This is a genomic window from Thioalkalivibrio sp. ALE9 (assembly GCF_000377445.1).
Taxonomy (GTDB): Bacteria; Pseudomonadota; Gammaproteobacteria; order Ectothiorhodospirales; family Ectothiorhodospiraceae; genus Thioalkalivibrio.
In genome coordinates, this window is sequence record NZ_KB898123.1 from 34,104 (window position 1) to 57,129 (window position 23,026).

The following is a 23,026-nucleotide window of genomic DNA, read 5'->3' on the forward strand; positions in this document are numbered from 1 at the left end:
GTCATGGCGACACCCGGACTCGAAAACCGAATGGCCGAACGGCTCAACGAGGAGCCGCCCATCTTTCGTGGCTGCTCCTCCAGTGAGCTGCTCGCCATTCTCGTGCTCGCCGTGATCGGCTGGCTACCCGTCGGGATCCTGCTCGGTTTCGTGGTCGGCGCTCCGATGATGGGCGTCGGATTCGCGGCGGTCGCCGTGCTGGGGACCGTATTCATCACCGCCACGATCTTCCAGAAGATCAAGCGGGGCCGCCCCACCGGCTACTACCAACAACGCGCCATGCTCGCCCTTCACCGGAGCGGCCTGCGCAAGGTCCCGGTGACGCTGCGCAGCGGGACCTGGGACCTGGGGAGACGTTCGTGAGATACCGCAAGGAACTCGACAGTGCCCGATCGCACATCAACACCCTCCGGGGCGTCATTGCCGTCATGGCAGTCGTGGCCCTCGGCCTGTGGTTTGGATGGCAGCAGGCCCCCGACCGCCTGACCGTGCACATCCCCCCGGATCTTCGGACCGGCGGGGTTCTGGAAGCCGGAGAGGTGCATCCCGCGTCGGTGTACACCTTCGCGTTCTATATCTGGCAGCAGGTCCATCGCTGGCCCGAGGACGGCCGCGAGGACTACTCGGACAATCTCTGGTCGCTGCAGGCGTTCCTGACGCCGCGCTTTCAGCAAACCCTCGAAGCGGACCGGGAGCAACGCGCGCGCAGCGGCGAGCTGCGGCATCGCAGTCGGTTCATCCGGGAGATCGACGGCCTGCGTTACACCCCGGATCGCGTGCAAGCCACGGGCGACGGTACGTGGACCGTATGGCTGGACGTGGAGGTCGAGGAGCGCATCGACGGCGAGCGCGTCAAGCAGGTGTTCATCCGCTACCCCCTGCGGGTGGTCGCCTACGACATCGACCCTGAAGCGAACCCCTGGGGGCTCGCCCTCGCGGGCTTCGTCCAAGATCCCTATCGCATCGACCCGGAGGAGGAGCAGTAATGCGACCGATCCTCGCCATTGCCCTAATCGCGGCCCTCGCGGGGCCGGTGTCGGCCACCGCCGGCGACAGCCCCGACCGCATTACGTGGGACGGTACGCCCGTCCAGGTCACCCTGCCCGTCGGGCAGGAGCGGCTGATCCGCTTCCCGGCCGGGCACGTCCGCGTGGGGCTTCCACCTCACATTGATGATCAGGTCCGCGTGTTCTCGAACGACGGAATTGTGTACCTCAAGGCGCAATCCTCGTTCGGCCCCGCCCGCGCCGTCATTGCCGATGTCGAATCCGGGGCGACGTTCATGCTCGACCTTTCGGCCGAGGACGGCGCCCGCGCCAATGAGGTCGTCATTCATCGGCCGGGGAGTCGGCGGGACCACGCGACGGACGTCCCCGACGCCAAACCCGACCACCAAAACCTGGACTACGTGGCGCTGACGCGATTCGCGTCCCAATCCCTGTATGGCCCCAGCCGGCTCGCCCCGCAGATGCCTGGCGTGCGCCAGGTTTCGCTGAACCAGGAACCGGTCCGCCTGGTCCGGGGCGCGGCCGTCACCGCCGAACCGCTCGCGGCCTGGCGCGGCGGGCGCTGGTACGTCACCGCCGTCAAGCTACGCAACGCCACGGAATCCCCGGTGACGCTCGACCCCCGCGACCTGCGGGGCGACTGGCTGACGGCCACCTTTCAGCATGCACGGCTGCACCCGGCCGGCCACGAAGCCGACACGACCGCCGTGTATGTCGTGTCGGATCGCCCCTTTGACGAGAGCTTTTGGGGGGTGCGCTGATGGTTTCCACCAAGGGCAATCGACTTCTGCCGATCATCGGCCTGGCCGTTGGCGCATTGATGATCCTGGTGATGCTTCGCTCCTGCGGCACCGAGCCGACGGCCGAGGCACCGGACTCGTTGGACCAGCGGCAGGCGGCGGCGCAACCGGACGCGGACACGGCCACCGACACCATCCGCACCCTGACGGCCGAGCAGCGCGAGACGCGCCGACAGCTGCGCGAACTGCGCGAAGACAACCAGCGGATGCGCGAGCAGCTGGCCGAGGAAGCACGGCAGGAGCCGGACCCCGAGCGCCAGAGCCACCTGGAGGGACTCCTCGGGCGCATGGACCAGCTCAGCTCCCGCGTACAGGACATGGGCCAGCAGCTGGAGCAGCGGGAAGAAGAGGATCCCGACCTGGTGCCCGGGAGCGACATTCCGATCGGTCTAGGCATTCGGGAAGACGAGGCCCCGGTCATTCAGGACCGCACGCGCACGGCCGAACCCGAGTCCGCCGACACCCTGCGTTGGACGAATCCCGTGGGCTATGACCCAGAAGAAGAAGGGGGCGGACTCCTCGATCGCAGCCGGTCGGTGGCCGGCACCATCCGGGATCGCGGCGCCGCCGGCGTGGAGCACGCCCGCGACACGGCGGCGCGCGCCACCGGCACGGATACGCCGGAGGAAGATCCCCGGTACACGGTGCCGCGCAATTCGACCCTGATGGGCTCCACTGCCATGACGGCCCTGATCGGGCGTGTACCGCACGGCGGGACGGTCGAAGACCCGGTGCCGTTCAAGGTGATCGTCGGCGAACGCAACCTGGCCGCCAACGACATCGACATCCCCAATATCGAGGGGATGATCTTCTCCGGGACCGCGATGGGCGACTGGACACTGTCCTGTGTCCGGGGCTCGGTGGAGTCGGTCACCTTCGTCTTTCAGGACGGCACCGTTCGCACTCTGCCGGATCCCGATGGGGATTCCGGTGACACCCTCGGCTGGATCTCCAACGAGCAGGGCGTTCCCTGCATCCCGGGCGATCGCATTTCCAATGCACCGGCCTACCTGGCGCAGGCCACCGGCATCGTGACGGCACAAGCCGCTGCGGACGCCGCCGCTGCCGCTCAGACCACGCAGATCGTGGGTCAGGAGGGGTTCACACAGAACATCGTCACCGGCGACACCGGGGAGTTCATTGCCGGCCGCGCGGCTTCCGGTGCCGCCCGCGAAGTCGCGCAGTGGCTGCGGGAGCGCCAGGAAAGCCACTTCGACGCGGTCTTCGCCCCCGCCGGCGAGACGGTCGCCGTCCACCTCGACCGGGAACTGAGGATCGATTATGAACTTGAAGGCAGAAGGGTCTCCCATGAAGCGTTCGAGCGCCGCTCTACCCATCGCACTCTTGATTAGTGCGGTCCTGACCGCCGGCTGCGCCTCCACTTCGGCGGACAAGGTGATCCCGAAGGACGGCCCCACTATGGACGAGGTGTACGAAGGACACTTCGAGTCCATGGGGCGCACCGATGTCGATGCCGCGCGTCAGGCGCTGCAACAGCCGATCGGCCGAGACGTCCAGGAGGGCACGGCGGATCTCGCGGGCTACACCCGATCCGCCCAGGACGAAATCGAGACGCGATTCAGTCGGGTCCCGAATCCGACCCTGGTGATGTTCGTCTACCCGCACCTGGCCGGTCGCGACGAGGTGCCCGTGCCCGGGTATTCGACGTCGTTCCCGATGTATGACCGCCACCACTACGCACTCCCCGGAGAGGCGGGAGCCCGATGATGCTGAAAATGCTCACCTCGCTCCTCCCCGGCCGTTCGGCAAGGGATGAAGACGAGAATCAGGGGCCCGACCCGAACCTGGGCGGGTCGCGTCCGGTGACGCAGGCCGAGGTCAAGGACCTCTACCGCCGGCCCAACTCGTTCACGGACCTGTTGCCGTGGACGGACTACGACCCGGCGACTCAGGTGTTTCTCCTGGAAGACCGCAACAGCGTCGGTGCGCTGTTCGAGCTGATCCCGGCCAGCTCCGAGGCGCGCACGCCCGAGTACATGGAGGACCTGCGCCAGCAGATCCAGGGCGCGCTGACCGATTCGGTTCCCGAAGTGGACGGGGCCCCGTGGGTGCTGCAGGTGTTCGTGCAGGACGATCCCGCGCTGGGCGGGGTCACCGACCATATCCGGTCCTACTCCCGCGAGCGGTCCGAAGACAATCCGTTTCGGGACGCCTACCTCGCGGAGGTGGACGACCATCTGCACCGGATCTCGCAGGAGGGCGGTCTCTTCGTCGATCAGCAGGTCACCGGCGGCGCGTGGCGCGGGCAGAAACGGCGCGTGCGCGCGTGCCTGTACCGCCGCTCGATCGCGGGTGATCTGTCCCCCGAGGAGACCCTCAACCAGGTGGCCGCCCAATGGGCGACCTCCCTGGAGGCCGTTGGAGTCGGCGTGAAGCGTTGCAAGGCGCAGGACCTGTACGAATGGCTCGTCCCGTGGTTCAACCCCCGCCCCGAGGTGGCCGATGGCGACCCGGAGAAGCTGCTGAACGTCGCCCCCTATCCGGGGGACGAGGATCTCCCGTTCGGCCGCGACCTGGCCGAACTGTTCACCTATTCGATGCCGGTGTCGGATGCCGAGGCCGGCGTCTGGCGCTTCGACGGGATGCCCCATGCGGTGCTGAACGTCCAGAGTCTGCGGCAAGCCCCCAAGACCGGGCATTTCACGGCGGAACGCCAGGCCGGCGAGAACATCTATGCGCTGTTCGACCGTGCCCCCGAAGGCACGATCCTCTCGGTCACGATCACCATCCAGCCGCAGGACCAGGTCTCCAACCATATCGGGCAGATCCACGCCGCGTCCCGTGGGGACAACATCGAATCCCGGCTGGCACTGGAGGAGGTGGAGACCGCGCAGGAAGAACTCGCGCGCGGCAACAAGCTCTACCCCACCCAAATCGCTTTCTATATCCGCGCGGAGGACGACACGCAGCTGGTGCGTCGGCGCAACGAGCTGGCCTCGCGTCTGGTGGCAAACGGCCTCCAGATCATCACCCGAGAGGCCGAGCTGCTCCCGCTGGACACCTATCTGCGCGCGCTCCCGATGGCCTATGACCCGGCCCTGGAGCGCGTCACGCGCCGGAGCCGCTACGTGTATGCCGACCACCTCGCCGCCCTGCTCCCCCTCTACGGCCGCACGAAGGGGACGGACCACGCCGGGTTTCTGTTCTACAACCGGGGCGCCGAGCCCCTGATGTTCGATCCGCTGCATCCCTCGGACCGGAAGAAGAACGCCCACGCGTTGATCCTCGGCCCCACCGGGGCCGGCAAATCCGCCCTGCTCACCTATCTGATCCTCCAGATGGTGGCGGTCTACCGCCCCCGGATCTTCATCATCGAGGCGGGCAACTCGTTTGGTCTGCTGGGTCAGTACCTGGACCACCGTGGCGTCTCGGTCAATCAGGTCTCCCTCACCCCCAAGGAGCGGGTCAGCCTGCCGCCGTTCGCGGCGGCGACCCAACTCCTCGATGACCCCCTGGTGGACAGGAAGATCGAGGAAGAAGAACCCGACGAGGACGAGGAGGACGACATCGAGGAGGGGCGCGACCTGCTCGGCGAAATGCAGATCGCGGCCAAAATTATGATCACCGGGGGCGATCCTCGCGAGGAGGCGCACATGCGCCGCCCGGACAACACGGCCATCGCCAACGGCATCCTCCGTGCCGCCAAGAACGTCCGCGCGGCGGGGCGCGAACAGGTCCTGACCGAAGACGTGGTCGCCGGGTTGCACGAGGTCGCGAAGGAGGAAGATTCCCCCGAACGCCGCAAGCGCGTCAGCGAAATGGCGCAGTCGATGGAGGTGTTCTGTCACGGGTTCGCCGGCAAGGTCTTCAACCGGGCCGGCGAGCGCTGGCCGGAGGCCGACGTCACGATCGTCGATATGGGGATCATGGCGCGCGAGGGCTACGAGGATCAGCTCACGGTGGCCTACGTCGGCCTGATGAACCATATCAACGACCTGGTCGAGCAACACCAGCACTCCGAACGCCCGACCCTCGTGCTCACCGACGAGGGGCACATGATCACGACCAATCCGTTGCTCGCCCCCTACGTCGTCAAGATCACGAAGATGTGGCGCAAGCTCGGGGCCTGGTTCTGGATCGCCACGCAGAACCTGGAGGACTTCCCGGATGCGTCCCGGAAGATGCTCAACATGATGGAGTGGTGGATGTGCCTGGTGATGCCGAAGGAGGAGATCGAGCAGATCGCCCGCTTCAAGGACCTCACCAGCGAACAGAAGAGCCTGCTGCTCGGAGCCCGCAAGGAACCCGGCAAGTACGTCGAGGGCGTGGTCCTGGCCGACCAGGTTGAAACGCTGTTCCGCAACGTCCCACCCCCGATCGCCCTGGCCCTGGCGATGACCGAGAAGCACGAGAAATCGGAGCGCCGAAAGATCATGGACGAGCTGGCGTGCTCGGAAGTCGAAGCCGCCGAAGAAGTCGCGCGCCGGATCGGAGGAGACGCGCCGTGATCAATCAACACACCCTTTGGGCCACCGACTTCGCCTGGACCGAATGGCTGTTGGTCGCCGGGGGTCGCAAGGGCCTGTTCCTGATGCCCGGCCACGACGGCATCCCGGAGCACCTGGAGATCCACACCCTCCCGCTGCAGGGCGAGGGCCAGCTGATCCACAAGGGCGGTTGGCTTACCGATGCCCAACGCGACGGCGTGCTGATGGAACTGACACTGCACGGGCATTCGCCCGTGACACTGGCCCGGGAGTTCGAGCAGGCCGAGACGCTCAAGGGTCCGCTTCGGGATCTGGCGATCCGTCTGGCTGAGGCAGAAGGCCGGGTGTGCGAGCGCATGCTGAACGAACCCCAACGGCGCTTCCGGGCGCAGCTGCAACTTCCCTCGAAATCCAGCGCAGGAGGCCGCTCATGCGACGAATGATTGCCGTGCTGCTCCTGGTGGGGATCAGCCCCGCCAGTGCCGACCCGGGGCAGATCGAGGTCTTCGTGACCACCGGTACGACCGTATCCACCACGCCGGCCGACCGCCGGGGGATCCCCATCGAGATCCATCATGTGGACGCCGTGGACCGAGCCACGGAGGCCCTGAGTCAGGGGCTTCCAGCCGACCCCGAGGCCGCGGCCGCGATCGCTCAGGAGCGCCTGGACGCCCGGGCGCATCGGGATCTCGAAGCCGCCTACGATCCGCTGCTGCGCGCCTATCGTCTGAACATTGAACAAGTACCGGCCATCGTCTTCGACGGCCAGGCCGTGGTGTATGGCACAACGGACCTCGCGCGCGGCCTGCGCGAGTATGAACGGTGGCGGCAATGATCCGGGGGTCCATGCGCCGCATCGGCGCCGGAATCGTGGCCGCGCTCTGCCTGTTGGTGGGCAGCCCCGCGAAGGCCGAGGATCCGGACACCATTAGTACCTCCGAGATCACTTCACAGACGAGCAGCGCCCTCTCGTCCTGCCTGAATTGGGAGATCATCGGGGTCTGTCTGTGGCTGCGCTGCACCATTACCGGGTGCAGCGTGGTCACCACCGAGCGGATCCGGCACTACGTCCCGGACGCCGTCATTTCGGCCTACCAGAACACCGGCGAAAACCCGTGGGCCGAGATCCGGGGAGCGCTAGGGTCCGCACAGGAATCCGCCGCCGAATCGATCCTGTCGTTCGATGCCTTCGTGGGAGGCGGGAACACGCTGGAGGGGCGCCATTCCCGCGATGCCCGTCAGCTTCGATTCAAGGAAGCGGATGTAGTCGGGCACCCCTTCATGGAGATCCTGGAGTACATCGACGTCCCGTACATTTGTCCGGGCGCGGCCACGGCCGAAGCCTTCCACCCCTACTACCAGTCCGCGACCAGCGTACTGGCCTGGCGCTACGCGGTGCCCGAAATGTTCTACCTCGAATCCCTCCAGGAGGGTGAACGGGAGATCGGAGATTGGGACGACTACACCTGGGGCGCGGTGTACCCCCGCTCGGGTTACGTCTCCCAGCCGGAGGATGCCAAGGCCGCCGCGATCGTCGCGCAGCGGGCGGGTGACATCACCACGCGCGAAAGCCAGTCGGGGCATGTCTACGAGCAGCTCCCGGGCGACGACGTGGTGCATGAGGACGGTTACCGCGTGTGGCTCCCCCCCGAACTGATGGAGCGGGACGAAGAGACCGGCACCTTCCAGATGCACATGCCCACAAGCACCAACACCTGCGAAGTGTTTGGGGAAGACGACACCGAAGACAAAGATGGCTGGTCCAGCGACAAGACCAACCTCAAGGGCAATTACGTCTGGACGCTCTGGCGCCCGTACAACTGCTGCGAAATCGGGGGCCAGGTCTACCTCGGCTCTGTCACGTTCTAGGAGACGGATCATGCGGATGCGGAAAACACTGATCGCTGCTACAGCCTGCGCGGCGCTTTGGGGACCTACCGCCGGCCATGCCCTCGTGCCGTCCGAAGACGGGTTCTGGTACTACGAAGTGGGCGGTGCCGAGCCCATTTCCAATGCTCCGAATCCCAATGTCACCACGACCCGGCTGGCCTTCGGCGCGGAGGCCAGTGCGGGGTATAGCTGTGGCAGCTTCGATCCCCTGCTGAGCATCGAGAACACCCTGAACGAAGTCGCTCAGGGCATGGAAGACATGGTCGATCAGATGGTCCAAGCCGCCACGAATGCAATCGCCTCCCTGCCGGCCATGGTGCTCCAGCGGTCCAATCCGGGACTGTACGACCTGTTCCAGAACAACCTGCTGCGCGCCGAGGAAGAGCTTTCGCTCGCGACGCAGAGCTGCGAGGAAATGGAGGCCGCGATCGCCGACGGCCGCAACCCCTACCAGGAGTGGGTCACGCTCTCGAAGGGCGATGACTGGCGTGCAGCCATGGGCTCCGGGGGCGACATCGTGCAGGTCCAGGAGGAGATTGATCAGGACGCCGGGAATAGCGGGGCCGAATGGATCGGGGGCCGCCGGGGCGGCCAGGGCCAGGAGCCGATTGACGTGATCAGCGACACCGTCAAGGCGGGCTACAACATCACCCTGGACCGGCCCCCGAACGCCGGCACACCCTATGCAGGCGGTGGTGAAACACCCCTCCTGGCACGGACCTGGAGCAGCCCGCAGGAGGCTCAGGAGTGGGCAACCCGGGTGCTCGGAGACAAGCACATCCGCACCTGCCAGGGGTGCGAAAGCGAGACCACCCCCGGCGTAGGCCTCCTGCCCATCCTCGAAGAAACCAACCAGCAGGTCCGCGAGGATCTGATGCAGCTCGTCTCGGGGGCGACCAATCCCACGCGGAGCAATCTGCGCGACGTCTCGGCACCCGGCGTGGCGGTATCGCGCGGCCTGATCGAGGCGCTGCGTGAACTCCCGGAATCCGACCGCATGGTGGCGGCCGGGCGGCTCGCACAGGAGGTCGCAACGGCGCGCACGATGGAGCAGGCCCTCCTGACCCGCCGCATGCTACTGAGCGGCCGGAAGGCGCCAGAGATCGACGCGGCCGGGGTCGCTCGGGAAGACATCCGGGACGGCATCGAGGAGATCACCTCCGAGATCGACACGCTGATGATGGAGATCGAGGCGCGTCAGGCCGTGGTGTCGAATACGGCCGGGTCGATCCTGCGTGAAGCGCAGCGCCGCTCCCGCGCCTCCGAGGGAACGCCATCGCCTCACCCGCTTGAAACCGCTCCGATGCGTGGCGGCGTGGTACCACGGCCATGAGAGCCCGTATCCCACTCCACCTCCTGATCGGGGTCACCGCCGCCTTTGCGATCGTCATCGTGGCGGGACTCGCGTGGAACATGATCGAAGGCGCGGAGGTCGTGCGGGCGCGTCTCGACCGGGTTGAATGGCTGCTGGCCGGTTGGCGCTGGCTGCTGATCGCCGCCGTGGTGCTGGGTTGGCGCTACTGGGTCAGATGGCTCGGCGGGCACCTGCCGCCGGAGTCGCAAAAGCGTCTGGTGGACGCGCGATGGAGAGTGGCGGGCTGGCTCGTGATCCTGGAGATCCTGCTGGGACAGAACCTGCTGGGGCGTGCAGTGGAGCTAATGGTATGAATGTCGGTCATCCCCTTGAGGCCTTCACAACCATCTTCGGATGGATGCAGTTCCAGAACCTGTGGGACATCCTTGTGTTCTCGGGGATCGCGTTCATCCCCTTCCTGATCATCGTGATCCGGGCGTTCGTGGACAACTACACCGGGCAGGAGGCGAAGGCCGGTAGCCGGAAATCCGTCCACATGATGGAGGTCGAGATCGTCAAGGCGCTCTCGGTCGTCGTGCTGGCTGCACAGCCGATCTGGCCCCTCACGCTCAGTGAGCTGGAGTTTGAGAACGCCTGCAATCAGACACCCGGCGTTTCCGACATCGAGGACACCACCTACCAGGATGCCTTCGATGTTACGAACGCCACCGTGCCGGTCTGGTGGTACGCAACCATGGCGATCTCGAAGGGGATCACGGGTGCGGCGATTGCGGGGATCGGGTGCCCCGAGGATATGGTCCGGACACGGATCGAGCTGGATCTCCAGCGGATCTCGGACCCGGAAGTGGCGCAGAACGTCCAGCGTTTTACGAACGAATGCTTTGTCCGGGCCCGGTCCCGCTACCAGAATGATCGCCCGGACGTTTCGGCCCTTCTGGATCAGCACGGCATCGATGACCCGGAGTTCGTCGGTTCCCGCGTGTATCTGCAGACCGAAGGATTCTACGACTACTATCGAGCGGCAAGCCCCGTCCCGGGATTTGATTACATCGCCGCACGCGACGACCCCGACTACAACGAGGGGGCCGAGCCGGACTACGGGCGCCCAACGTGCGAGGACTGGTGGAACGGGGATACGGGCCCGGGCCTGCGGGGGCAGATCCTGGAGCAAATGGAACCAACGTTTTGGGAGAGCGCCCGGGATAGCATGTCCGGGTGGTTTGGGACGTCGAACGAGGAACTTGAGGATCGGATGATTCGGCGACTGGTCGAGGAGTCGGCCGTCCGGGCGCCTCACATCACGAGCGGCCTGGTCAACTCCGACACGAATGCGGGACTGTATTCCCGCCTGACGGCTTCGCTCGGTCTGGCTCAGCAGGAAATGTTCTCGCACGGACCGATGATGCTTACGATCCGCGAAGCGGCCCCGATCGTGCAGAGCTTCCTTCTGATGGGGATCTACATGCTACTGCCGATCCTGCTCGTGGTGTCTCTGTACTCCTGGGGGCCCGTGTTCGCCGCCACCATGGCAATCCTGACGGTCACCTTCTGGAGCTACCTGTGGGCTATCAGCCGTTGGCTGGAGGACAACATGGCGGCCGCTCTGTATCCGGGCGGCGCAGGTTATCTGAATGTGCCGTTCGGTTCGTTATTTTCACCAGACCTGGGCATGAAGGACAGCATGATCACCATGGCGACCGGGCTCCTGCACATCGGCCTTCCCTTGGTGTTCAGCATGATCGTGGGATGGGCTGGCTATAAGCTGGGCGAAGCCACCAACTCTGCTCGTAACGTAAGTGGGAGCATGGAGAGCGCGGGCGGTAGAGCGGGGTCTAGTGCCGGCGGCAAGCTCATGGAGGGCAGCCGCCGTCGATAGCGCCGACACCCACTAGATGGAAAGCGCAAAAACTGAGGCAGAGTCTAGCGATCTTCGTCGGTTTCGAGGAGTTCGTATTGGCTCATGGCCAACTGAGTCTCCAAGGGTTCTAGTCCGCGAACGTACCCATGATACGGGTGCGAAGGATCCAGCTCTCGTGACGAGTTTTGAAGGGCATAAATCTCCAATCCAGAGTCAGTCCGACCGTCAATTCCGGTCGCGCCTTCAACGGACTCGTATTCCGGGTCGGGCTCCTCGGCGTCCTGGCTGTTCCTAGGGGCATCGCCAGTGAAACCAACAGCCTGCGCCGCGCCCGCACCTAATCCGGCCAAGCCTGCGCCATAGCGGCGTACACCTTGAGCCCAGCCATGTTGGCGCACGGCGGTCCCTACACCTGCGACCAGGAACAGAAGGATCAGAGTTAGAAGGAGGCCCATACGCGACTCATGGTTTCTTTGTGGCTATTACTACACGTTTAGCGCAGCCGAGCCATGGACGCAAGCGCGGCACACGCGGTTGATGCTCAGGCTCCGGATTCAGTAACCCGCCTCTTTCTGGTGCCGGAAGGCGAGGACATACACGGCATCGTCGGCCGGTTCGTGTCGGTGCAGAGCCACAAATCCGGAGTCGCCGAAGGCAATCACCAACTCACGCAGTTCGGGGACTTCAGGATCCGGTCGCCCCATATCGGGGGCCGTTTCCAGCAGCAGGAATTGCCGCTCGATCGCCTGACCCGCGCGCCGGGTGGCATCCGGGGCTTTCGTGGCGAGAGAGCGCCTGCACCGCTCCAAACCTTCTACGGCGCCCGCAGTGACGATTACTCGTGGCACTCGGGCGCGGCCCCTTCATCGTCAGTGCCCCATGTGCTCAACCAGTCGCGGGCTTCCTGCCCGGTCAGGTGCTGGCCGGTTTCCCGGTAGGCCGACCAGGACGCCAGGGCTTCCTGCCTGAAGCTCTCGCGGGCCTCCTCGCGGTCAACGTACTGGCGGATGGCTTCGAGCATGATCCAGTGGGGCGACCGTCGGCGTTGGGTGGCCAGATCCTGGAGGCGACCTTTCAATGCGTCGTCGATTTTCAGGGACGTTGCCATGGTGGCTCTCGTATTACGTGGTATTACCTTTTACTAAGGTAGCTCGGTATTCGGCCCCGAGTCCACCCCGCCGACCAATGAACCACCCGTCGCAAAAACGATCGTTTTCGAGAGAATTGAGCCGGACACCGCGACGCCACCGCATCACCCCCGCCAAAGTGCCTCAAAACTGTCTCTTGAAACCTTGTGTCTCAAAACCTAGCATAGAGGTGAGTTTTGAGAGAGAGGACCCATGAAAGTCGGGTACGCGCGCGTTTCAACCCGTGACCAAGACCCATCGCTCCAGACCGATGCCCTGCGGCAGGCCGGGTGCGACCGGATCTACGAGGACCGCGCATCCGGAGCCCAGCGTGATCGCCCGCAGCTTCGGGAGGCCCTGGACTACATGCGGCAGGGCGACGTCCTGGTGGTCTGGAGACTGGACAGGCTTGCCCGATCCATGCGGCAGCTCATTACCACCGTTGGGGATCTGGAGGAGCGCGGGATTGAGTTCCAGTCCCTCACCGAGTCCATCGACACGACGACGCCAGGCGGGAAGCTGGTCTTTCACGTATTTGGCGCAGTGGCCGAGTTCGAGCGCTCCATCATGCAGGAGCGGACCCGTGCGGGCCTAGACGCCGCGCGCCAGCGTGGCCGCACCGGCGGACGGCCCCCAGCGCTTACAGACGAACAGCTGGCCTTTGCTTGGACAGTCCTTTCCCATTCCGATGCTCCCATGCGGGAACTCGCCAAGCAGCTGAGTGTTTCGCCCGCCACGCTCTATCGCCACTTTCCCGGCGGTCGAGCCGCGCTCCGTGATAATAGCGATGAATGAGATCCGCCTGCGCAAGGTCGCTCCTGACCGCAACCAATTCCGGTTCTACCAGATATTCATTCAGCGAGGCCTTTTCGGTGGGTATGCCGTCTGTCGCGAATCAGGCCGCATCGGACGCCCCGGAAACACTCGCGCAGAGTGGTGCGGCACCACGGACGACACCGCCGAAACCTACGCGCCCAATGGAGTAAGTTCTTCACCTGTCTTGGTTCAGACGGGATAATGGCTTCGGTCCCAGTGAAATCCTCGTATGGCTGCAGCGCGGTCTTGGAGCATTTCAAGATTAGCGCCGAGTAGACCATCTGTCGCGCCTTTGACCAGCCCCTTGGCCAGCCGTAAAGAATCGAGGCCGAGCCGCCTCGGGTTTTTTCACACTTCATTTCGGGAGAGATTGATATGCACTCTTCGAAGCATCGGGACTACTTGGGACGCAAGTTTTTCTTAAGAGATTACGTATACCGCAACAATACACTTAGTGAAGAACAAAGTGCTCTAATCCGGAAGTACGGCACTTGGTGTGAAGCCCTAGACAAAGGGTACATAGCACCAGAAACGCCTGGCCAAGCATTTTTTTTACACTTAATTGACTCTACCCGATCCAGGCCAAGACGAAGACATCGCGCGGATCAGCTTGATTACAAGACCTTGACAGAGGCGCAGCGGGCAAGCATTGCGGCGGCACCGGGCCGGAAAGAGTTTATTCAAAAACTCGCAGCCGCTTGGAAGGCATATATCCATGTGTCCTGGCAGGAGGCGGAAGAAGTAGGCCGATTCGAGGCTGAAATGGAAGCCCTCGAAGAAGACCCAAACGCCAGTCTGTTGCCCTCGCCAGGTCCGGAATGCGGGCAACTGCAAGACGATTGGAGTGCATCGCTAGACGATTCTGATTCGCTATACTGGGAGGATTATCTAGGGGGTCCAGATGTTGAATAGCCTTCTCGGCAGGTCTGCCGTCTGTCGCGAATGGGGCCGCATCGGACAACCTGGAACCAGTCACGAAGACTGGTGCAGCACGATCGCGGAGGCAAAGGCGACCCTGGGGCAAAGGGCCGCGGCCAAAGTCAGGCGCGGCTACACCGGCTGGTCGCACGACGCGTAGGGCAAAAGGGAAAAGCCCGGGAAGGGAATGGTAGAGAGAATGGCAAGGGGCTTATCCTAAAAGGGGTGCCGACAAGTCGAGTCCACGCGCGCAAGCCTGCATAGTTTCAGAACCGACCAGACGCCTGCGCTCAGCCGAGGAAGGCCGCATCGCCGCCTGACGTCGGCTGGAGCGCCTTGCTGGGCGACCGCGCTGCATGCCATAGCTCCATGACAAAAATAACCAGCGAATGAGCCGCATTTACGGCGAGTCGGGCCTCGGGAACAGCAATCTGTGGGGGATTGAGACCACGGCCGTGAGCGGAGCCGATGTGGGTGCGGTATGCACCGACACCGTCAACTATGGATGCCAGCCCTTGCAAGACGCGTTTCTGATCATCCCGAAGTGTCGAGTCTAGGTTGAGCCCAAGATGCCCTTGAACTATGCGCCATACCGGACCAATGGACTGGTTTGCTGGCATTTCAAGACCGAACGTGTCCATGTACGTCTTGCAGAGCGCCTCGATTATTGAGCTGGCCGCTGTTATAGCTGCGTGAGGGTCTCCATCGAGCTGATTGATTGCCCGGTCAAACTCGGCCTCAATAGATGCGAAGTCACCAGCCTTCAGGTAATCCGCGAGTGTATTGGTAGCGAGACTCGTACCGGCAAGAGTGACGAGGCCGTTGATTTGGTAAGTAAGCTGGTTTTTCGCGAGGCTTTCACGAATGCGGCGTTGTCCTTCCGCGATTTCAGGTCTCGAATCTGAAGGCTCTTGATCCATGAACTTCTGGATAACTTGTCCAAGTACTGCGAGTGCATTGACGGACGGGTCTTCGTTGGACCGACGAAGCCATGCCGCGCACTTGGTTTCACAGTTGCCGAGCGGCACATCACCTGGCGCGCCACTCTCCATGAAAAGTGAGTTGAGCGTGGAGTGACTGTAGTAGTGAGCCGCGATGACCGAAGCCACGGCACCAATCACTGAATTTGGAATTTTGCTAGGCACGCATGCCTCCTCCAGCCGTTCTAAGCTCACATCAGCCGCGGCGCGTCGCGCCATCAGGTTCATGCCGTTCGTTGTTGGGCCGCCCCATCTTCCCCAGAGTGCTCGGCCCCTCGCACCTGCCCCACGCGCAGGAGGCTTCTGAGACGCGCTCTGTACTCGTGTCGCGCAGGGTAGTCCACGAGCACAGGAGCGCCAGGGTCGGCTGTAGTGGCGATACCAGAAGCCGTCAGCCGGTTGATGCCACGTTGTGAGTAGCACCGCTCGCCATGGGCGATTGCATTTCGGACCACCGCCACCTCGACCGCACCAGCCTTGCCGTCCTTGACGTCCTTCCAGTCAGCATTGGCAGCTTCAAGAAGTCGCTGCCCCCATACCTCGATTCCACCGATATCAGCGACATCATCGACGCCAAGCTTGTCGGCCGCGGCCGCCTCCGCGAGGGCGTAGTAGGACAGCAGCACGGAGGCGTGGACAAGCCACGAGTCGGAGACCGCCTCGCGGTGTTGAATGAGAGAGGCTTGATAGGTTGCCTCGTCATTTTTGACGTGGATCTTTGGTGACGCGGTGTCAGCCAGCTCCAGGGCGCCCCAGAGCTGATGCTCCCGCGCGAATGCAATCCGGGCGCTTTCGAGGAAGCGTGTCAACCTGCCCCATTCTGTCCAAACCACCTCGTACTCCTATTGTCGGCCCTACGCCGGGCTCAGCCGCCGGTTTGTAGCGGAAGCGGAAAACCGGTCGGCTGCAGCCCCTGGTTATGGCTGAACAGACAGGTGCTCAAGATATTGATTTAACGAAATGAACTCGGAACATGCTTCTTTAAGTTCTCGATTCGCATGATCCCAGAAAATAACGGTCACTTTTATACCGCGCTCAACCAAATGCTCAACGGTGGGGACGTAGTCTCCATCACCGGCCACCAAGGTAAATTCATCGCCCTCTTCGAGCTTTGTATACGAGTCCGCCATCATTTGGGTGACGATCTCAGAGTCCACCTTCTTCTCTTTATTCGCTACGTTTCTGTCGTGAACAATTACTTCAAACCCCCGATCACGAGCAACGTTCCAAAGGGAGTCGTTCTTTGGAGGTCTCGAACCAAACAATACGGACCTCTTAACATCCGCCCGATCTCCAGCCGCAAATTCAAATAGCTTGCCGAAGTCAATTTTCCAATCGTAGTCACAAATTCGGTTCTGAACAGCAGCCCAAACATCAGGTGCCTTTCCGTGTTCAGCGGCTGCCACATGCATACCTTCGATCCAAACATTGGAGTTATCCACATAAACGAGATTTGACATTAAGTTTTCCTATTGGTATTCAGCCATAACGGCTGCTTTCAGCCTGCAGTGGCGGAGCGGAGCGAAGCCGCTGCAGGCTGAAAGACATAGTTATGCGTTTGGCACATCCTCGAACCACAGAAATCCTCTGAATTTGTTAGCCTCTTCATGGATTGCCAGCCGCAGCCTATCTGCCTCTGACTGAATATCCTCAAGGCGCTGCTGAAACTCCTCGGCTGTTGACTCGAACAATTCGCCTTCATAATCCAAACAATGAGTAATCCCCTGATGACTAAGGAAGTTCCGCTCTCTTTTGAAAGAGTTCAGTTTTTTAACCAACTCATCGTTATCGTTGAGTTTTTGAAATGTACTGATCAGGCGTTCAAGGGATGCATCTTCGTAGTCAGAACCACTCATCTTGAATGGCATCCGGTGTGCGACTCGTTTCTGCACCAATTGAAGTGCTTCAGTTATGTAAAGCTTCAATTCCTGCTCAACCAGCTGGCAACCAGATAGCGACCGGGCAACCTTCAAATAGAACCCATCTTCGTTCAATATTGCCTCCACTGAGAGTACGCATAACGCTAAGCCTCAGCCGACGCGAAACCGCGTAGCGGTTGAGCGGTCGGCTGGAGCGCATTGTTGGGCTGTGCAGTTGTGTAGCATAAAGACTCAATCTCCAACCACCGCCAAGCCCACCTCACTGCTTCTATCTCGGTGGTCCCACAACGGCCGCTACTGGTGACGGAAACGTTAGCCATCTTGGCGAAGGATCCCTAGCCAGCGATCAATATGCTTCCGCACACCGGCTTCTAACCCACGCGCCGACTGCGGGCTTCTCCCGGTCTCAAATCCATGGTCTCGAATTTGGTGGACCGTATTGTCCGCCACCGTTTGCAATACCCGCTCAAGCGTTTGGTGGTCGGAGGAAGTGGCTACCAGAGATCGAAGCAGGATATCCATGGCCATTAGCTCCTGACCTTGATCCAACGCCATCTTCTCCAGCGCATCCAATCGTTCATCTTGTGTCATATTTCGTCCTTACGACGCCGAACGTTGAAGCTCAGCTGCGGCGAAGCCGTCGGCTGCAGCGCCTGGTTAGCTCTTGCACTAATCTCCAGCGGTACATCACCTTTGCCGCCAACTTTGATTTGTACTTGTTCTTGTAATCCACGCTGTAAACTTCAGTCCTTCCTACTTCTAGGACGCTAATTTCGTCGCACCAAAGCTCGTGATAGCCATGAGAGGTATCCATAGAAAAAAGCAGGCGGTTCGGAATGTCTGCGGTTCCGCTCACCTTTATGCGAAGATCTGTGTTCGCCTTTGCAGGTACTTCAAACTCTGACTTCCCCATGAACAGCGCCTCTCGACTGGAAAGACGTTCAGAGTACTCCGGCTCGCCTCCGACCTTTTTCTGGACCTCAAATATTTTTCTCTTATAACAGTCAATGCGCTTGGTCGTAACCGGATAAGGCTGTCGATTCTTCGTCACCAAGATGAACGTCATATCTTCCGACGCCTTGTGCACGAGCACTCGAACAATTTTCAAGGGTTTCCTAGTGCTGCGGTACCACCCGACCAAAACAGAGATAATAGCCACAATCGCCGCAAGCGAGGCAAGAATATCCACGAAGGTCTTGAAATCCATGCTCTCTCCAGGAGCTAACGCCGAGGTAAGCAGCGCTCAGCATGGAGCGATTGCTCGGGCAACAATGGCGAAGCCATGCCCGAGCAGGCGCGGAGTGCTGAGCGTCCGAATGAGGAGCAGAGCGACGAATGGCTTGACCGCTTTGTTAGGTGCATTTTCTTCGCTCACGCTTCCAACTATGCTCGTTACTCAAAGACTGTTGCCTTAATCGGCTCTTCAATCTTCTCAATAAGCCTCTGTGCAAATTGATCCAACACATCGAGATCGAAATCATGTGGATCATAGATTGTTTCCAGGCTTTCGAAATACTCAAACTCTTTCTTCGGATAAAGCTTGTTTGCCTTTTCGACTGACTGTCGCTCTTCGTGGGTGATTTGAAAATGTTCGGCCAAGCCAGCTCCTTCTGCGGCATTTAATGCCTTCACCAAATCGTGATTCAGCTTCTTCCGATTTTTCTTCTTGTATCCAGCAGTGAACAGAAACGCTTTCAACGCCAACTCAATGGAATGGCATATCAGATAATACCGAACAGGGGAAAACCGATTCTTGGGAGCTCGAAAAGCTTGAGCAGCAGCGAGGAAATCCTCCGCGTAACGCTTTAGCCAATGACCATCGACACGCGCAACGACGTTTGCTGGTTGCAATACGATTTCTTTGTCGCTTGGACTCATCGCGTTCGCCTTTCTGCACCTAACAGTAGATTAGGCATTTCATTGCACCAGTGCTTTGAGGTCCGACAGAACATCTTCTGGTTTCTTCCATTCCAAAGCGCCCAGTATCGACAGACAGTTGTTCTTGCCTACTTCTATTGTAATGTTGAGGTCAATTGCTAATGCATTGAGCATATTTCTGACTCGTGTTCTTGGGGCGCCTTCATCCCAATGCATCGCGTGATTACGCCCCTCCCAAACCACCTCGATGATATTTTGTGTGCCAATCGTTCTTGCCGCAGGGAGATTCGGCTTTCCTTCGTGGCCTATGGAGAGTGCCTGTTTGCCAATTTGCAAGACAGCACCGGCCAGGCCAGACATAGATTCAACCGTTGACCCTATATTGAAAAGCGCTTTCTCTAATTTTTCCGCATCCTCTTCTTCAGCCGCTGCCTTTTGTTTTTCCAACTCTTCCATTCGCATCATGTACTGCGCATAGTGGTGATTTGCATTGGGCGACCACTGATCACGATACATAAACAGTTCAGACAAGAGCCGCTTTGAACTTTCAATTTCCTCAACCGTAATCTGCGCGCTTTCGAGAACTTTGTTGTACTCATCTAATGCGCCGAATAGGTGTTCAATGGCGGGGCGACTGGTTTCGATGAACTCTTCTGCTTGCTCTTTCGTTCTCATTTTTTACGCCTAACAGTGTATTAGACAGAATCTGGGATAGTGGCGCTATACAGATTCTGGATAACACCGACATGGCCGTGATATCCCGCAAGCAAGGCGCTCCATACCGTTCGGTTGCCAACGCGCGGATGGAAGCCATCTTGGCGAACCGAATGGAGGGATTGCGGCGTGGTGCGGTTCAGCTCCCGGGCTGCCGAAGCGAGCGCCAATGCCCTGAGGCGCGTGTTCATTGAGCGGGCCTCGTGGGGGTAGGGCGTTGATCCCCTGTCCCGGCGGTCAGCAGGCGCAGGATCAGTAGGGCGAAGTCGCGTTGCCGTTCGGGATCGTCGAGGACCTGCATGGAGAGTTTTTCGTGGTCGGTCATGGCGTCGAGGACGGTGTCGGTGACGCGCTTGGGGAACAGGCCGTGCATCACCTGGTCGGGGCTGTGGTTCTCGACCTGGGCCATGACGGCGTCGTCGCGGCGGATGCGGTCGGCGATGCCGTTGGCGAACTGGAGCTTGTCCGCGTCGCTCACCTCGGCGCCGAAGAGTTCGTTGAGCTGGTCGATGATCTCGGAGAGGCGTTTCTTTTCCGGGTCGTGGGGCTTGCCGGAGCCGACGTCGGAGACGGGCTTCAGGCCGTCGTAGTCCTCACCCTCTTCTCCGAGGTTCAGTTGGTGTTCGGCGCGCTTGTTCAGGCGGTAGTGGGTCAGCTCCAGTTCGGAGACGTCGATCGCGTCTTCTTCCAGGTTTTCGGTGCGCAGCAGCGGGTGCAGGGCGCGGGCGTACACGCATAGCTGTTCCAGCTCGCGGTCTTCGAATTCGACGATCTGCGAGAGGAACTCGTAGCTGCGCACAAAGCTCTGGAGGTTCTTGCGGAACAGGTCCAACTCATCGCGGGTGATGTGCGCGTCCTTCAGCTCCTGCTCGGCCCGGTGCAGGCCGGTCTTGTCGCCATTGCACTCGGCTTCGGCATGGGCGGCCTTCCAGGTCTGGATCTGCTCCAGCACCGCCTTGTAGCGGGTGTGGTAGCGCTCCTTCGCGGGCTGGCAGTAGTAACTGAGCTGGCTGGCGCCGGCCTTCGGGTCGTAGAACGCCCGGGCGAAGTTCTCCACCTCGTCCCAGTGGTAGATGCCTGAGGCGTCCAGGCTGTGCTGCAGGTCGTAGACCACGTTCGGGTCGGAGACGTCGGCCAGCTCGGCCTTGTTGTAGTAGGGGCGGAAGGCTTCGAGGATGTCTTCGGCGTCGTTGAAGAAGTCGAGGACGAACGTGTCCTCCTTGCCCGGGAAGGTCCGGTTCAGGCGGGAGAGCGTCTGCACGCACTCCACGCCCTGCAGCTTCTTGTCCACGTACATGGCGCAGAGCTTGGGCTGGTCGAACCCGGTCTGGAACTTGTTGGCCACGATCATCACGTTGTACTCGGCGGTCTTGAACGCGTCGGCCAGGTCGCGCCCCTTCAGGCCCGGGTTCAGCAGCGAGCTGTGCTCGGTCGCCTCCTCGGGGATCACGTCATCCGGCAGCACGGAGCCGGAGAACGCGACCAACGCGTGCACGTCGCCATAGCCCTTGTCCTGGACGTACTCGCGCATCGCCAGCGCGTAGCGCACCGCCTCCTGCCGACTGCCCGTCACCACCATGGCCTTAGCCTGCCCGTCCAGCAGGTGGCGCACGTTGGCGCGGAAGTGCTCGACGATCACCTCGACCTTCTGGCTGATGTTGTACGGGTGTAGCCGCACCCAGCGGGCGATCTTGGTCGAGGCCTTGCGCGACTCCACCTCTTCGTCGTCGCCATGCGGGTGCGCCAGCTTCCAGGCGGTCGAGTAGGTGGTGTAGTTCTTCAGCACGTCGAGGATGAAGCCTTCCTCGATCGCCTGGCGCATGGAGTACAGGTGGAACGGCTCGGGCTTGTTGTCCGCCGAGGGCGGAAGCTCCGGATCCGGTGGACGCCCGAACAGCTCCAGGGTCTTCGCCTTGGGCGTCGCGGTGAAGGCGTAGTAGCTGATGCGCTCGGTCGGCTTGCGCGAGGCGACGGCGGCATCCATCAGCTCTTCGGCGCTGATCTCTTCATCCTCCGGCTTGTCGGTGCCCAGGATGGCCTTGAGCTTGGTGGCCGAGGAGCCGGTCTGCGAGGAGTGCGCCTCGTCCGCGATCACCGCGTAGCGCCCGGCGGCCAGCTCCGGGCGCTTATCCAGCGCGTCGAACAGCGCCGGGAAGGTCTGGATGGTCACGATGATGATGCGCGTCTGCTCGGCCAGCGCCTCGGCCAGTTGCTCTGACTTGCTCTGGCTGCCGACATCGCGGGTGATGGGCCGCACCACCCCATGCGCGTGTTCGAACTGGTAGATGGTGTCCTGGAGCTGGCTGTCCAGCACCGTGCGATCGGTGACGACCACCACGGAGTTGAACAGCTTCTGGCCGCTCTCGTCGTACAGCGAGGCGAGCTGGTGCGCGATCCAGGCGATGGAGTTGGACTTGCCGGATCCGGCGCTGTGCTGGATCAGGTAGCGCTGCCCGGCGCCTTCCTCCCGCGTGGCTGCGATCAACTGGTTCACCACGTCCCACTGGTGGAAGCGCGGGAAGATCAGGGTCTCCTTCTTGCTCCGCTTGCCGTGGAAGTCCTCGACCGTCTTCTGCTCCAAATGCAGGAAGCGCCCCAGCACCTTCAGCCAGGCATCGGGCTGGAACACCTGCTGCCACAGGTAGCCGGTCGCATAGCTGTCCGGGTTCGGGGGCGCGGGGTTGCCGGCGCCGCCGTCCTCGGTGCCCTGGTTGAAGGGCAGGAAGAAGGTGTCCTTGCCGGCCAGGCGGGTCGCCATCGCCACCTCGTGCTGGCTGACCGCGAAATGCACCAACGCCCCACGCTTGGGGGTGAGCAGCGGCTCGGGCTTGCGGGTGACCGGGTCTTTCAGCGGGCGGTCGCGCCGGTACTGGCGCTTGGCATTCTCGACCGACTGCTTGAACTCGCTCTTTAGCTCCAGCGTGCCGGTGGGGATGCCGTTGACGAACAGCACCAGATCGAGCCGCGGGTTGTACTCCCCGCTGCGCGCATGCGGCGAGTACGAGACCTCTGGCACCACGCGCAGGCGGTTGGCGCCGTAGCGGGCCTGGGACTCGGGGTTCATGCCGTGGTCGGGCTTGAAGCTGCACAGATCGAGCTTCACGCCGGGCGTCTTCACCCCGTGGCGCAGCACGTCCAGCGTGCCGCCGCGCTCCAGCTCGCGGGTCACCGCACGCACCAGGGCCCGTTGCGGGTCCTGCGGATTCTTCGCGGCGAACTTCTCCCAGCGTTCCGGCCAGGCCTCCTGCAGATAGCCGACCAGGTCCTCGGTGTACAGCGCGTTCGCGGCGTCATAGCCGCTGGCCGGACCGGTGAGCCAGCCATCGGCGGTCATCGCGTCGATAATGTCCTGCTGGAACTGTGCTTCCCTGCTGTCCGCCATTCCGTTCCTTTTC

Annotated in this window: 27 protein-coding genes; 16 read left to right on the plus strand and 11 right to left on the minus strand. The window is 61.9% G+C overall.

Going from position 1 to position 23,026, the window contains the following annotated elements:
* Nucleotides 1–30 precede the first annotated feature (30 nt).
* From D106_RS0103300 to D106_RS0103355, 12 genes are all read left to right on the plus strand, one after another.
* Nucleotides 31–363 carry a TIGR03750 family conjugal transfer protein gene (locus D106_RS0103300; protein WP_017926573.1) on the plus strand — a complete coding sequence of 111 codons (333 nt, stop codon included), beginning with the start codon at nt 31–33 and terminating at the stop codon, nt 361–363.
* Nucleotides 360–986: a PFL_4703 family integrating conjugative element protein gene (locus D106_RS0103305; RefSeq protein ID WP_018879199.1), complete on the plus strand. Its 627-nt coding sequence runs from the start codon at nt 360–362 to the stop codon at nt 984–986. Before D106_RS0103300 ends, D106_RS0103305 begins: the two co-directional genes overlap by 4 nt.
* Nucleotides 986–1,768 (plus strand): TIGR03749 family integrating conjugative element protein, encoded by a 783-nt coding sequence (locus D106_RS0103310; protein ID WP_018879200.1) that lies wholly within the window; start codon nt 986–988, stop codon nt 1,766–1,768. The genes D106_RS0103305 and D106_RS0103310 overlap by 1 nt, the downstream gene beginning before the upstream one ends.
* The gene (locus tag D106_RS0103315) at nt 1,753–3,159 is read left to right on the plus strand and encodes a TIGR03752 family integrating conjugative element protein (RefSeq protein ID WP_018879201.1); all 1,407 of its coding nucleotides are present in this window, start codon (nt 1,753–1,755) and stop codon (nt 3,157–3,159) included. The genes D106_RS0103310 and D106_RS0103315 overlap by 16 nt, the downstream gene beginning before the upstream one ends.
* Entirely contained in the window at nt 3,116–3,535 is a 420-nt protein-coding gene (locus D106_RS0103320; protein ID WP_155983869.1) for a TIGR03751 family conjugal transfer lipoprotein, read from the plus strand. The genes D106_RS0103315 and D106_RS0103320 overlap by 44 nt, the downstream gene beginning before the upstream one ends.
* Nucleotides 3,535–6,276: a conjugative transfer ATPase gene (locus tag D106_RS0103325; protein WP_018879202.1), complete on the plus strand. Its 2,742-nt coding sequence runs from the start codon at nt 3,535–3,537 to the stop codon at nt 6,274–6,276. Before D106_RS0103320 ends, D106_RS0103325 begins: the two co-directional genes overlap by 1 nt.
* Nucleotides 6,273–6,698: a hypothetical protein gene (locus D106_RS0103330; RefSeq protein ID WP_018158351.1), complete on the plus strand. Its 426-nt coding sequence runs from the start codon at nt 6,273–6,275 to the stop codon at nt 6,696–6,698. Before D106_RS0103325 ends, D106_RS0103330 begins: the two co-directional genes overlap by 4 nt.
* Entirely contained in the window at nt 6,695–7,090 is a 396-nt protein-coding gene (locus D106_RS0103335; protein ID WP_018879203.1) for a TIGR03757 family integrating conjugative element protein, read from the plus strand. The genes D106_RS0103330 and D106_RS0103335 overlap by 4 nt, the downstream gene beginning before the upstream one ends.
* Nucleotides 7,091–7,101: 11 nt before the next feature.
* Nucleotides 7,102–8,124 carry a TIGR03756 family integrating conjugative element protein gene (locus D106_RS0103340; RefSeq protein ID WP_018879204.1) on the plus strand — a complete coding sequence of 341 codons (1,023 nt, stop codon included), beginning with the start codon at nt 7,102–7,104 and terminating at the stop codon, nt 8,122–8,124.
* Nucleotides 8,125–8,209: 85 nt separating this feature from the next.
* A complete protein-coding gene (locus D106_RS0103345) occupies nt 8,210–9,478 on the plus strand; it encodes an integrating conjugative element protein (protein WP_018879205.1) in 1,269 nt (422 codons plus the stop codon).
* Complete coding sequence (locus D106_RS0103350) at nt 9,475–9,813, plus strand: hypothetical protein (RefSeq protein ID WP_018879206.1); 339 nt, start codon at nt 9,475–9,477, stop codon at nt 9,811–9,813. Before D106_RS0103345 ends, D106_RS0103350 begins: the two co-directional genes overlap by 4 nt.
* A complete protein-coding gene (locus tag D106_RS0103355; protein ID WP_018879207.1) occupies nt 9,810–11,336 on the plus strand; it encodes a conjugal transfer protein TraG N-terminal domain-containing protein in 1,527 nt (508 codons plus the stop codon). The genes D106_RS0103350 and D106_RS0103355 overlap by 4 nt, the downstream gene beginning before the upstream one ends.
* Before the next feature lie 536 nt (nt 11,337–11,872).
* Here the strand turns inward: D106_RS0103355 and D106_RS0103365 are convergent.
* Nucleotides 11,873–12,127 carry a type II toxin-antitoxin system RelE/ParE family toxin gene (locus D106_RS0103365; protein ID WP_018879209.1) on the minus strand — a complete coding sequence of 85 codons (255 nt, stop codon included), beginning with the start codon at nt 12,125–12,127 and terminating at the stop codon, nt 11,873–11,875.
* A 26-nt stretch (nt 12,128–12,153) separates the two neighbouring features.
* Complete coding sequence (locus D106_RS0103370) at nt 12,154–12,426, minus strand: CopG family ribbon-helix-helix protein (RefSeq protein ID WP_017941422.1); 273 nt, start codon at nt 12,424–12,426, stop codon at nt 12,154–12,156.
* A gap of 232 nt (nt 12,427–12,658) precedes the next feature.
* On the opposite strand from D106_RS0103370, the gene D106_RS0103375 reads away from it, so the two are divergent.
* From D106_RS0103375 to D106_RS14580, 4 genes are all read left to right on the plus strand, one after another.
* A complete protein-coding gene (locus D106_RS0103375) occupies nt 12,659–13,240 on the plus strand; it encodes a recombinase family protein (protein WP_018879210.1) in 582 nt (193 codons plus the stop codon).
* Entirely contained in the window at nt 13,233–13,463 is a 231-nt protein-coding gene (locus tag D106_RS14575) for a WGR domain-containing protein (protein WP_081620052.1), read from the plus strand. The genes D106_RS0103375 and D106_RS14575 overlap by 8 nt, the downstream gene beginning before the upstream one ends.
* A 173-nt stretch (nt 13,464–13,636) precedes the next feature.
* Nucleotides 13,637–14,173 (plus strand): hypothetical protein, encoded by a 537-nt coding sequence (locus D106_RS15055; RefSeq protein ID WP_155986306.1) that lies wholly within the window; start codon nt 13,637–13,639, stop codon nt 14,171–14,173.
* On the plus strand, nt 14,163–14,339 hold the full coding sequence (locus tag D106_RS14580) for a WGR domain-containing protein (RefSeq protein ID WP_081620053.1): 177 nt from the start codon (nt 14,163–14,165) through the stop codon (nt 14,337–14,339). Before D106_RS15055 ends, D106_RS14580 begins: the two co-directional genes overlap by 11 nt.
* A gap of 130 nt (nt 14,340–14,469) precedes the next feature.
* Here the strand turns inward: D106_RS14580 and D106_RS14585 are convergent, their stop codons facing one another.
* The 9 genes from D106_RS14585 to D106_RS0103410 form a co-directional block, all read right to left on the minus strand.
* Complete coding sequence (locus tag D106_RS14585; RefSeq protein WP_196994409.1) at nt 14,470–15,387, minus strand: abortive infection family protein; 918 nt, start codon at nt 15,385–15,387, stop codon at nt 14,470–14,472.
* On the minus strand, nt 15,384–15,992 hold the full coding sequence (locus D106_RS0103380; protein ID WP_018879211.1) for a hypothetical protein: 609 nt from the start codon (nt 15,990–15,992) through the stop codon (nt 15,384–15,386). The genes D106_RS14585 and D106_RS0103380 overlap by 4 nt, the downstream gene beginning before the upstream one ends.
* An 84-nt stretch (nt 15,993–16,076) precedes the next feature.
* Nucleotides 16,077–16,619, minus strand: coding sequence for an NYN domain-containing protein (locus tag D106_RS14590; protein ID WP_081620054.1), 543 nt, complete (start codon nt 16,617–16,619; stop codon nt 16,077–16,079).
* A gap of 90 nt (nt 16,620–16,709) precedes the next feature.
* On the minus strand, nt 16,710–17,153 hold the full coding sequence (locus D106_RS15060; RefSeq protein ID WP_155986308.1) for a hypothetical protein: 444 nt from the start codon (nt 17,151–17,153) through the stop codon (nt 16,710–16,712).
* Between the two features lie 198 nt (nt 17,154–17,351).
* Nucleotides 17,352–17,630, minus strand: a complete 279-nt coding sequence (locus D106_RS0103395) for a hypothetical protein (RefSeq protein ID WP_018879214.1) — start codon at nt 17,628–17,630, stop codon at nt 17,352–17,354.
* Nucleotides 17,631–17,661: 31 nt separating this feature from the next.
* On the minus strand, nt 17,662–18,246 hold the full coding sequence (locus D106_RS0103400) for a hypothetical protein (RefSeq protein WP_018879215.1): 585 nt from the start codon (nt 18,244–18,246) through the stop codon (nt 17,662–17,664).
* Between the two features lie 185 nt (nt 18,247–18,431).
* Complete coding sequence (locus D106_RS15065; RefSeq protein ID WP_155986310.1) at nt 18,432–18,917, minus strand: hypothetical protein; 486 nt, start codon at nt 18,915–18,917, stop codon at nt 18,432–18,434.
* 39 nt (nt 18,918–18,956) lie between these two features.
* Complete coding sequence (locus D106_RS15070; RefSeq protein ID WP_155986312.1) at nt 18,957–19,592, minus strand: hypothetical protein; 636 nt, start codon at nt 19,590–19,592, stop codon at nt 18,957–18,959.
* Between the two features lie 226 nt (nt 19,593–19,818).
* Entirely contained in the window at nt 19,819–23,013 is a 3,195-nt protein-coding gene (locus D106_RS0103410; protein WP_018879217.1) for a type I restriction endonuclease subunit R, read from the minus strand.
* Nucleotides 23,014–23,026 lie beyond the last annotated feature (13 nt).